Below are 9,651 nucleotides of genomic sequence, written 5' to 3' on the forward strand. Positions count from 1 at the left end.
CCGATCACCGCCGCCGATCGCCGCCAGGAGAGAGCGCCTTGACCATCGCTGCCTCAGCTACCCTGCCCGCCCAGGGCACCGGCTCCGCCCCCGCCGACCCCACGGTCTCCGACCCCGGCGGCGCACTCCTGCGGCTCCTCACCGACCGCAGCGCCGATCTCCCCCAGGTGGACCCCGGCCACGTCGCCGCCGCCGCGCTGCGCGGGCGCCACGCCGGCTCGGACTTCGCCGAGCTGCGCGGGCTGGCCGTGGACGCCGCCGCGTCGATGATCGCCGAGGACCCCCAGTACTCGAAGCTGGCCGCCCGCCTGCTCGCCCTGGAGATCGTCGACGAGGCCGTGAGCCAGGGCGCCGTCTCCTTCGCCGCCTCCGTCGCCGTCGGCCACACCGAGGGCCTCATCGGCGACACCACCGCCGCCTTCGTCGCCAAGCACGCCGCCGCCCTCGACGCCCTGATCGACCCCCAGGGCGACGACCGCTTCGAGTACTTCGGCCTGCGCACCGTGCAGTCCCGCTACCTGCTGCGCCACCCGATCACCCGCAAGGTCGTCGAGACCCCGCAGCACTTCCTGCTCCGCGTCGCCTGCGGCCTGGCGGTCGGCGACAGCGAGCAGTCGGTGCGCGAGGTCGCCGAGCTGTACGGCCTGATGAGCCGCCTGGAGTACCTGACCTCCTCGCCGACGCTCTTCAACTCCGGCACCCGCCACCCGCAGATGTCGAGCTGCTACCTGCTCGACTCGCCGCTGGACAACCTGGACTCGATCTACAACCGCTACGCGCAGATCGCCCGGCTGTCCAAGCACGCCGGCGGCATCGGCCTGTCCTACTCGCGCATCCGCTCGCGCGGCAGCCTGATCCGCGGCACCAACGGCAAGTCCAACGGCATCGTCCCGTTCCTGCGCACCCTCGACTCCTCGGTCGCCGCGGTCAACCAGGGCGGCCGCCGCAAGGGCGCGGCCTGCGTCTACCTGGAGACCTGGCACGCCGACATCGAGGAGTTCCTGGAGCTGCGCGACAACACCGGTGAGGAGGCGCGCCGCACCCACAACCTGAACCTGGCGCACTGGATCCCGGACGAGTTCATGCGCCGCGTCAACGCCAACGCGGACTGGTCGCTGTTCTCCCCCGCCGACGTGCCCGAGCTCGTCGACCTGTGGGGCGAGGAGTTCGACGAGGCCTATCGCAAGGCCGAGCAGGCCGGCAAGGCCGTGCGCACCATCCCCGCGCAGACCCTCTACGCCCGCATGATGCGCACCCTCGCGCAGACCGGCAACGGCTGGATGACCTTCAAGGACGCCTCCAACCGCGCCGCCAACCAGACCGCACTGCCGGGCCGCACGGTGCACTCCTCCAACCTGTGCACCGAGATCCTGGAGGTCACGGACGACTCCGAGACCGCCGTCTGCAACCTGGGGTCGGTCAACCTCGGTGCGCACGTGGCTTCCGGGGCTTCGGCTTCCGACCTCCTCGCTGCCATGGACTGGGAGCGCCTGGACGCCACCGTCCGCACGGCCGTGACCTTCCTCGACCGCGTGGTGGACATCAACTTCTACCCGACCGTCGAGGCCGGCGCCTCCAACTCCCGCTGGCGGCCGGTCGGCCTCGGCGTGATGGGCCTGCAGGACGTCTTCTTCAAGCTGCGGATCGACTTCGACTCCGCCGAGGCCGCGCAGCTGTCGACGCTCATCGCCGAGCGCATCATGCTCACCGCGTACGAGCGCTCCGCGGACCTGGCCGAGCAGCTGGGCCGCCACGAGGCGTACGGCGAGACCCGCGCCGCGCGCGGCGAGCTGCACATCGACCATTTCTTTGGAGACAAGCACAGCCCGAGCGCTGCGCCGCAGTGGGCCGACCGCTGGGAGTCGCTGCGCGCCCGCATCGCCGAGACCGGCCTGCGCAACTCGCTGCTGCTGGCCATCGCGCCGACCGCGACGATCGCGTCGATCGCCGGTGTGTACGAGTGCATCGAGCCGCAGGTGTCCAACCTGTTCAAGCGCGAGACGCTCTCCGGCGAGTTCCTCCAGGTCAACCCGTACCTGGTGCGCGAGCTCAAGGAGCTCGGCGTGTGGGACCAGCAGACCCGGGACGCGCTGCGCGACTCCAACGGTTCCGTTCAGGACTTCAACTGGCTGCCGGCCGAGGTCCGTTCGCTGTACCGGACGGCGTGGGAGCTGCCGCAGCGCGCGCTGATCGACCTGGCGGCGGCCCGCATGCCGTACATCGACCAGAGCCAGTCGCTCAACCTGTTCATGGCGGCGCCGACCATCGGCAAGCTCAGCTCGATGTACGCGTACGCGTGGAAGGTCGGTCTGAAGACCACCTACTACCTGCGCTCGCGCCCGGCGACCCGCATCGCCCAGGCCGCGCCCGGTGCCGCCCGCACCGCCGCTGCTACGCCGATCCCGGTCGCCACCCTTACCCCGGAGCAGGAAGCCGCCATCGCGTGCTCCCTGGAGAACCCCGAGTCCTGCGAGGCCTGCCAGTAATGCCCCAGTCCGAAGACCGCAAGATGCTGCTCGACCCCGGCTTCGAGCTGACGCTGCGCCCGATGCGCTACCCGTCGTTCTACGACCGGTACCGGGACGCGATCAAGAACACGTGGACGGTGGAGGAGGTGGACCTCCACTCGGACGTGGCCGACCTGGCCAAGCTCAGCGAGGGCGAGCGCCACCTGATCGGCCGGCTCGTTGCGTTCTTCGCGACGGGCGACTCGATCGTCGCGAACAACGTGGTGCTGAGCCTGTACAAGCACATCAACTCCCCGGAGGCGCGGCTGTACCTGTCGCGCCAGCTGTTCGAGGAGGCCGTGCACGTCCAGTTCTACCTGACGCTGCTCGACACGTACCTGCCCGACCCCGAGGACCGCAACGCGGCCTTCGCCGCGGTGGAGAACATCCCCTCCATCCACCAGAAGGCCCAGTTCTGCTTCAAGTACATGAACGCGGTCGACCACATCGACTCGCTGCAGACGAAGGAGGACAGGCGGGCGTTCCTGCTCAACCTGATCTGCTTCGCGGCGTGCGTGGAGGGGCTGTTCTTCTACGGCGCGTTCGCGTACGTGTACTGGTTCCGGAGCCGTGGTCTGCTGCACGGTCTCGCGACGGGCACCAACTGGGTGTTCCGCGACGAGTCCATGCACATGGACTTCGCGATGTCGGTCGTCGACACCGTCCGCGAGGAGGAGCCCGACCTCTTCGACGACGAGATGGCCAAGCAGGTCACCGAGATGCTGGAGGAGGCCGTCGCGGCCGAGCTCCAGTTCGCCCAGGACCTCTGCGGCGATGGCCTGGCCGGCATGAACACCGACTCGATGCGCCAGTACCTGGAGGCCGTCGCCGACCAGCGCCTGGCGCGTCTCGGCCTGCCGATCCGGTACGGGTCCAGCAACCCGTTCGGCTTCATGGAGCTGCAGAACGTCCAGGAGCTGACGAACTTCTTCGAGCGCCGGGTGAGTGCCTACCAGGTCGCCGTCGAGGGCTCCGTCTCCTTCGACGACGAGTTCTAAGCAGCTAGATATGGCAGTGGTGCCCCGCACGGCCAAGCCCGTGCGGGGCACCACTGTTGTTTCAACCGGTCGGAAACTCCCCACCCTTGACCCCAGCGAGGAATGAGGACCACGCCTCAGCCGCGAACAGAAGAGCCGGCCCCTCCGGATCCTTGGAGTCACGCACGGGCACAACCCCGGTCACACCGGACGCGACCTCCACACAATTGCTCTGCGCGCCCGAGAACGATGACTTTCGCCAGACGAGGCCATCAGCGCTCATCGCCGTGCTTTCCTTTCGCGATGAGCTCGATGAGCTCTATTGACTCCTTGCGCGGCAAAGACTCGGCCAACGCTCGGCGAAACAGGTTGGAGTACTTGAAGACCTCGCCCGGTTCCTCGATGTAGAGCGTGCTGAGCAGGCTGTCCACGTACACAACATCCGTCTCAGTACTCTCGGGGAAGCTCAGGATGACAAGCGGCCCGAACAGCGCCGCATGGACGTCCGAATCCTCCGGCAGAACCTGGATGTTGATGTTGGGCTTGCCTGCCATGGAGACCAGGTAGTCGAGCTGCTCTCGCATCACCGCCCTACCACCGATCTGGTGCTTGAGCGCGGACTCCGACAACACGACCCAAAGCCGAAGCGGCGATTCGCGATTCAGCACCGACCGCCGCTCCAGCCGAACCTTCGTCAGGCTCTCGACCTGCTCGACGCTGGCATCCTCTATCTGCGCCCGCACGACAGCCCGGGTGTAGTCCTCCGTCTGAAGAAGGCCCGGAATCAGGAACGTCTCCACGCTGTAGGCATCAGAGGCATCGGCCTCCAGCGAGATGTAGTCGGCATACAGCGGCGACAAGGTATCGGAGTACCGGTCCCACCAGCCGCGCAGACGACCTTCCCGAGACAGGCTTTCCAGCTGACTGCGCGTCGCCCGGTCCTCAACTCCGTAGAGGTCAAGCAGCAGCCGGAGATCCACGAGCCTGATGCCGGACTGCGCGGATTCGATCCGGCTGATCTTGCTCTCGGCACAGGCCAGTTGCCTGGCCGATTGAGCAATCGTCATCCGCGCAGCAACCCGCATCTCCTTGAGCGTTCGAGCGAGCCGCCGCTGTCGGACTGTCGGATTCCTGTTCACGGGCACGAGTCGACCTCCCAGCAGTGTGTGCGCTGCCAGTCTGCCGCCCTCCGCCCAGGACGCCAATCTTTGATCACTTCCAAAGTGGGGACTTGCACTCTGGAAGTCCCCAGGCGCATGCTACTCAACGTAGTCCGCTAATGGACCCTCCGTGATCATGGCGGACTCATCACCCGGGCATCCCCATGCCTTCTCCAGCCGCTCTCACCTGCACACTCCAGAGGTGGCCCCGCCATGCCTAAAACTGTCCCCCTCACCCCCGCCGAACGGACGTGCTGGCTGCCCCGGCACCCGAAGTCCGCCCGAGCCGCGCGCGAGGAGCTCCGCGAGTTCCTCCACCCCCGCGCCATCGCGAAACTCCTGCTCCCCACCGGCAAGTTGCTCCTCAGCGAGCTCGTGACCAACGCCATCCAGCACTGCCGCGCCCCGCGCGACCGCCTGATCTTCATCCGCTTCCAGCTCGCCTCGGACGCCACCCTCCGCATCGAGGTGCACGACGCCGACAGCGAGAAGCCCACGCTCCGTGACGCGTCCAACGACGACGAAGCCGGCCGAGGCCTGCTGCTCGTCCACGAGTTGGCCACCCAGTGGGGGTGCTGCCCGCGCAGGGGTGGGGTCGGGAAGTTCGTGTGGTGCCACGTCTCCCCCGAGACGGCGGCCGCCGCGTGAGCGCCGTCCGGGCGCGGATCACCGGCATCATGCAGCCCACCGTGTTCCCGAGCCTCGACCACGCGTTGCCCGTCCTGTGGGAGCGCGTGCGCGAACTCCCCATCCGCGCGGCCCACCGCGACTTCATCCGCCTCTGCATCGGCCCGGGCGGCAACGACGGCGCCGCGAACTGCCTCGCCCGCAACGGCCGTTGGAGCGCCACCCTCTACGTCGGCGAACTCACCGACTGGACCGCCCACTCGATCGCCATCACCACCCACACCCTCTGACTCCCCCGCCCCTGCCCGGCCGCGGAGCGCCTACTTGCTCTCGGTGCTGAAGGCGCCCGTGCTGTGGCTGATCCGGTTCTGCAAGGCCTGCCAGCTTCTTGCGTCGGCGCCGAGTACGTCGTGCAGGTAGGCGGAGACGGCGTCGGCGACGAGGACGACCCGGGCGGGGTCCTCGTCGGTGGTGTCCTTGGCGGCCTCGCCGGAGATGCCGCCGAAGAGGTGCTCTCCCTCGGCGATGGTGAGCAGGCGCTTCGGGGCGGGACCGAGGTGGTAGGCGTCGGTGAACCAGTCCGGCCCGCGGGTGGACATGGCCGACTGGTCCTTTCCGCCGGCGATCACCAGGGTGGGGGCGCTCATGGTGGAGAAGTCCGGGCGTGCGAACGGAAGATACTTGAGCGCGAAGGGAGTCAGGGTGTCGCCGGTACCGGTCGCCGCGATGAGTGCGCCGGCCTTGACGGCGGGATGGGAGAAGTCCTCGCCCGGCTTTCCCTCGGCGTCGAAGACGCGGGCACCCAGGAGGGCCCCGGCGGTCTGTGCTCCCCAGGAGTGCCCGACGACAGCGACGCGATCACGGTCGACGCGGGTGGTCAGGCCGCCGAGCTGGTCGAGGATGTCGCCGAGGCCGTCCAGGACGGCGTGCAGATCGGCTATGCGCACGCGCCATATGGCGGCGAAACGGGGATCGTCGAAGCCGATGCGGTTGCGGCGGGAGTCCAGGTGGGTGGGCTGGACCACGACGAACCCGGCAGCCGCCCAGCGGTCGACGAGGGGCTGGTAGCCGTCCATCGACCAGGCGTTGCCGTGGGAGAAGACGATGACGGGCAAGTCCCTCCCGTCGGCGGGTGCGGTGAGCTTGACCTGAAGGTCGATACCGCGGCCGGTGGTGGGAACGATGATGGGCTTGACGGCGATGAGTTGGCCGTCGAGCGTGGGCGCGGAGCCCTTGCCGGAATGCAGTTCCATGGCGTCGACGCTAGGGATCCGATAGGTACCGAATGGTAACCTTCGGGCCGTGGGCATCACTGCAGCTGACACGGCGAGCACGGCAGGTGGCCTCAGAGCCGGCACGGTGTTCCTCGCCGACTGCCCCGCACGGCTGGCGATCGAGATCATCGCCAACAAGTGGTCCGTCGTCACCTTGTTCGCACTCACCGACGGGCCCAAGCGACACGGCGAACTCGTCGCGCTGTCCGGCGGAATCTCGCGCAAGGTGCTGACTCAGACCCTTCGCCGCTTGCAGAGCAACGGCCTGATCGACCGGCATGTGTACGCAGAAGCGCCTCCGCGGGTCGAGTACAGCCTGACCGCACTCGGCCAGACGCTCCAAGAGCCGATCGTGATGCTGACGGAGTGGGCGCGGACCAACGGCGAAGCCGTCGTCGACTTCCGGGAGTCGGCAGCCGCCGGTTCGACCGCCTGAGGATCCGTTGGGCCGAGGACGAACGCGCGTGATCAACGCGGCCGCATCTTCTGAGGAACACGCCAACATCCTTGCTCTGCCCTGGCGTTGCGCATGGCGCCGCAGGAAGTCGGACCCGCCGACTTCCTGCGCGTGCACGTGCCGCGCCCGTCCTGATGAGCTCCCCGACCCCGCCCGGCGCGCGGCGCCTGCACCCTGCTTCAAAGCCGCACCGCGTTCGTCCCGGCGGGCCCTTGCTCCTCGCAAGGGCCTGCCGGAGTCGAACCAACGCGCGACATCGGCCGTATGAACATCACCTGAAGCAGCCTCAGGGCAGGGGCGGGCGCCACCTAGGCTGCGGCCGTCCGTCTTGATCACTTCAGTCCGGGGGGACCCCACGATGCTCATCCTGTCCCTGCTGTTCCTCGCCGTCGGCATCGGCCTGCTCATACTGCGGTGGCGCAAGGTCGGCTCCTGGCCGGTCACCCTCGGCGGCGTCCTCGCCGGAGCCCTCGGGCTGCTCCTGGGGCTCACGACCTTCGTGCACGTGGTCGGGCCGGCCGAGGTCGGGGTGCCCACCAGCCTCGGCAAGGTCGGCCGCACCTGGCAGCCCGGGCTCCACTTCAAGTCGCCGCTGACCGACGTGACGACCTTCTCGACCCGCCCCTCCGATCTCAACCTGACCGGTGACTCCACCGTCGAAGTCCGCTCCTCCGAGGGCGGGGTGCTGTACGCCGACGTGACGGTGAAGTGGTCGATCGATCCCCAGCACACCATCGAGCTGTTCAAGCTGGCCGGCAGCGCCGACGCCGTCCAGCAGCGCCTGGTCTACCCGGACAGCCGGGAGATCGTGCGCAACGTCTTCGCCCGCCACACCGGCGTCGAGGGCTACAGCTCGCAGCGGGAGGCGATCAGCTCCGAGATCGACAAGCTGATCACCGACCGGCTCGCCCCGCGCGGCATCCTCGTCAACGGCGTCAACCTGCGCAATGTGCGGCCGAGCGACGGCCTGCAGAAGGCCATCGACCAGAAGATCCAGCAGGATCAGGCCACCGCCCAGGCGGAGGCGGCCGTACGCACGGCCAAGGCCGAGGCCGAGAAGCGCAAGATCGATGCCGACAGCACCGCCGCCGCCAACACCGCGATCGCCAACTCGCTCACGGACAAGATCCTGCTGAGCCAGTGCATCGAGGCCTTCAAGGCCGCAGCCGAGAAGAACCCCGTCTACGCCAGCCCCTGTGGCACCAACGGCACGCCGGTCATCGTGGACGGCACCAAGCGCTGAGCCGGCTCCGAACACGACCGCGCAGGAAGTCGGCCCCGCCGACTTCCTGCGCACACGGAACCTTGGCGGAAACTCGCGCAAAGTGTACAGTTCTGTCATGAGTGAGACTCTGCCCATTACCGAGGCGCGAGCAAGATTCGGCACTCTGGTGCGCCGTGCCTCCCACAGCCGCGAACGCATCACCATCACCGACCACGGCCAACCCGCCGCTGTACTCATCAATCCGCAGGAACTGGCGGATCTGGAGGACGAGCTCGCGATCGCCCGCTACCGTGCCCGCCAGGCCGCCGGCACCACGGCAAGCGTTTCCCACGAGGACGTCCGCTCCATCTTGGGCCTGGAGCGTGAATGACCTACCGGATCACCTGGGACGAGCCGACGATCAACGCGGCCGCCCGGTTCCTCAAGGATGACGCGGACGGCCTCCGCCAGGTCATGGACGCGATCGATCTGCTGGCTGACGATCCCCGGCCGACGGGCTCGACGGCCTACGGTTCACCGGAACTCCGCCGCATCCACGTCGGCCGCTACCGGGTCCTGTACGAGATCGCCGATGAGACAGTGACCATCGTGGTTATCAACCTGGGCCGCATCCTCTGACGAATGCCTCGGGCGGCGTCGCCCGCACGCTACGGTCCATCACCACCCGGCGGACCCACGCACAACAGCGCAGGAAGTCGGCACCGCCGACTTCCTGCGCTCGTGGCTCGTCAGCCGTAGTGGGTGGTCACCCCGGCCTTGTCGTTTCGCTGACGACCGGGCCGGATCGGGCGTCAGGCCCAGGTGCGGGAGCAGAGCACCAGGCGGTAGCCGTCCGGGTCGGCGATCGTCGCCCCGTGCTCGTCCCAGTACGGGTTGTGCGCGGGGACGCGGGTGCCGCCGGCCGCGACCAGGCGGTCGAGCAGGGACTCGTCGACCGGGCTGCCCAGGTAGACCACGAACAGGTCGTCCACCGTGGGCGTGGGCTCCAGCGGGCGCTCCGGGTCGTGCGTGAGCTCGAAGTGCCAGGCGCCCCCCTTGGGGCCGACCATCACCAGGTCGTGTTCGTCCGGGACGCGCTCGGTGGTGCGCCACAGGACGTCCAGGCCGAGGCCGTCCGTGTAGAAGCGTTCGGCGGCGTTGAGGTCGCGCGAGGGGCGGGCGATGCGGATGTGGGTGTCGGGGGCGATCACGCCGTCGCCTCCAGGGCCGCGCGCCAGATGGGGCTGTCGACGTAGTGGTTGTCGAACCGCTGCGCGGATTCGGCGATCTCCTTGGGGTCGGCCTCGCCGCGCATGACCCGGCCGAGCAGGCGCAGGTAGTCGAAGCGGCCCATGCCGGGGGTGAAGACGAACAGGACGTCCGCCTCGCAGCCGGGGGCTGCGGCGAAGGCGTGCGGGGTGTGGGGCGGCACGGCGAGGAAGTCG

12 protein-coding genes and 1 pseudogene are annotated in these 9,651 nt (G+C 68.6%); 8 read left to right on the top strand and 5 right to left on the bottom strand.

Features of this window, described 5'->3' with window-relative positions:
* Nucleotides 1-62 precede the first annotated feature (62 nt).
* Nucleotides 63-2,486: a ribonucleoside-diphosphate reductase subunit alpha gene (locus AB0O00_RS05625; protein WP_363648822.1), complete on the top strand. Its 2,424-nt coding sequence runs from the start codon at nucleotides 63-65 to the stop codon at nucleotides 2,484-2,486.
* Nucleotides 2,486-3,505, top strand: coding sequence for a ribonucleotide-diphosphate reductase subunit beta (locus AB0O00_RS05630; RefSeq protein WP_363648811.1), 1,020 nt, complete (start codon nucleotides 2,486-2,488; stop codon nucleotides 3,503-3,505). Before AB0O00_RS05625 ends, AB0O00_RS05630 begins: the two co-directional genes overlap by 1 nt.
* A 61-nt stretch (nucleotides 3,506-3,566) precedes the next feature.
* Here the strand turns inward: AB0O00_RS05630 and AB0O00_RS05635 are convergent, their stop codons facing one another.
* Nucleotides 3,567-3,767 carry a DUF397 domain-containing protein gene (locus tag AB0O00_RS05635; protein ID WP_363648812.1) on the bottom strand — a complete coding sequence of 67 codons (201 nt, stop codon included), beginning with the start codon at nucleotides 3,765-3,767 and terminating at the stop codon, nucleotides 3,567-3,569.
* On the bottom strand, nucleotides 3,757-4,629 hold the full coding sequence (locus AB0O00_RS05640; RefSeq protein WP_363648813.1) for a helix-turn-helix transcriptional regulator: 873 nt from the start codon (nucleotides 4,627-4,629) through the stop codon (nucleotides 3,757-3,759). Before AB0O00_RS05640 ends, AB0O00_RS05635 begins: the two co-directional genes overlap by 11 nt.
* A gap of 228 nt (nucleotides 4,630-4,857) precedes the next feature.
* Here AB0O00_RS05640 and AB0O00_RS05645 point away from each other — a divergent pair, with 228 nt between their 5' ends.
* Both AB0O00_RS05645 and AB0O00_RS05650 read left to right on the top strand, forming a co-directional pair.
* Entirely contained in the window at nucleotides 4,858-5,292 is a 435-nt protein-coding gene (locus AB0O00_RS05645) for an ATP-binding protein (protein WP_363648814.1), read from the top strand.
* Nucleotides 5,289-5,561: a hypothetical protein gene (locus AB0O00_RS05650; protein ID WP_363648815.1), complete on the top strand. Its 273-nt coding sequence runs from the start codon at nucleotides 5,289-5,291 to the stop codon at nucleotides 5,559-5,561. Before AB0O00_RS05645 ends, AB0O00_RS05650 begins: the two co-directional genes overlap by 4 nt.
* A 30-nt stretch (nucleotides 5,562-5,591) precedes the next feature.
* On the opposite strand, the gene AB0O00_RS05655 is transcribed toward AB0O00_RS05650, so the two are convergent.
* Nucleotides 5,592-6,524, bottom strand: coding sequence for a chlorophyllase (locus tag AB0O00_RS05655; RefSeq protein WP_363648816.1), 933 nt, complete (start codon nucleotides 6,522-6,524; stop codon nucleotides 5,592-5,594).
* Nucleotides 6,525-6,630: 106 nt separating this feature from the next.
* On the opposite strand from AB0O00_RS05655, the gene AB0O00_RS05660 reads away from it, so the two are divergent.
* The 4 genes from AB0O00_RS05660 to AB0O00_RS05675 all read left to right on the top strand — a co-directional run bounded on the left by AB0O00_RS05660 (nucleotide 6,631) and on the right by AB0O00_RS05675 (nucleotide 8,845).
* Complete coding sequence (locus AB0O00_RS05660) at nucleotides 6,631-6,981, top strand: helix-turn-helix domain-containing protein (RefSeq protein ID WP_363648817.1); 351 nt, start codon at nucleotides 6,631-6,633, stop codon at nucleotides 6,979-6,981.
* A gap of 379 nt (nucleotides 6,982-7,360) precedes the next feature.
* Nucleotides 7,361-8,245 carry a prohibitin family protein gene (locus AB0O00_RS05665; RefSeq protein ID WP_363648818.1) on the top strand — a complete coding sequence of 295 codons (885 nt, stop codon included), beginning with the start codon at nucleotides 7,361-7,363 and terminating at the stop codon, nucleotides 8,243-8,245.
* Between the two features lie 97 nt (nucleotides 8,246-8,342).
* Nucleotides 8,343-8,597: a type II toxin-antitoxin system Phd/YefM family antitoxin gene (locus tag AB0O00_RS05670; protein WP_363648819.1), complete on the top strand. Its 255-nt coding sequence runs from the start codon at nucleotides 8,343-8,345 to the stop codon at nucleotides 8,595-8,597.
* Entirely contained in the window at nucleotides 8,594-8,845 is a 252-nt protein-coding gene (locus tag AB0O00_RS05675) for a type II toxin-antitoxin system RelE/ParE family toxin (protein ID WP_363648820.1), read from the top strand. The genes AB0O00_RS05670 and AB0O00_RS05675 overlap by 4 nt, the downstream gene beginning before the upstream one ends.
* Before the next feature lie 173 nt (nucleotides 8,846-9,018).
* Here AB0O00_RS05675 and AB0O00_RS05680 read toward each other — a convergent pair whose 3' ends face one another.
* Both AB0O00_RS05680 and AB0O00_RS05685 read right to left on the bottom strand, forming a co-directional pair.
* On the bottom strand, nucleotides 9,019-9,417 hold the full coding sequence (locus tag AB0O00_RS05680) for a VOC family protein (RefSeq protein WP_363648821.1): 399 nt from the start codon (nucleotides 9,415-9,417) through the stop codon (nucleotides 9,019-9,021).
* Nucleotides 9,414-9,651: pseudogene (locus tag AB0O00_RS05685) on the bottom strand (cupin domain-containing protein); the annotation flags it as partial. The pseudogene AB0O00_RS05685 and the gene AB0O00_RS05680, both read right to left, overlap by 4 nt.

Origin of the sequence: Kitasatospora sp. NPDC093558 (assembly GCF_040683475.1) — a bacterium.
Taxonomy (GTDB): Bacteria; Actinomycetota; Actinomycetes; order Streptomycetales; family Streptomycetaceae; genus Kitasatospora.

Coding starts and splice junctions, on each gene's coding strand:
- AB0O00_RS05630 (WP_363648811.1), top strand. CDS start 2,486: ATGCCCCAGTCCGAAGACCGCAAGATGCTGCTCGACCCCGGCTTCGAG.
- AB0O00_RS05635 (WP_363648812.1), bottom strand. CDS start 3,767: ATGAGCGCTGATGGCCTCGTCTGGCGAAAGTCATCGTTCTCGGGCGCG.
- AB0O00_RS05645 (WP_363648814.1), top strand. CDS start 4,858: ATGCCTAAAACTGTCCCCCTCACCCCCGCCGAACGGACGTGCTGGCTG.
- AB0O00_RS05655 (WP_363648816.1), bottom strand. CDS start 6,524: ATGGAACTGCATTCCGGCAAGGGCTCCGCGCCCACGCTCGACGGCCAA.
- AB0O00_RS05665 (WP_363648818.1), top strand. CDS start 7,361: ATGCTCATCCTGTCCCTGCTGTTCCTCGCCGTCGGCATCGGCCTGCTC.
- AB0O00_RS05670 (WP_363648819.1), top strand. CDS start 8,343: ATGAGTGAGACTCTGCCCATTACCGAGGCGCGAGCAAGATTCGGCACT.
- AB0O00_RS05675 (WP_363648820.1), top strand. CDS start 8,594: ATGACCTACCGGATCACCTGGGACGAGCCGACGATCAACGCGGCCGCC.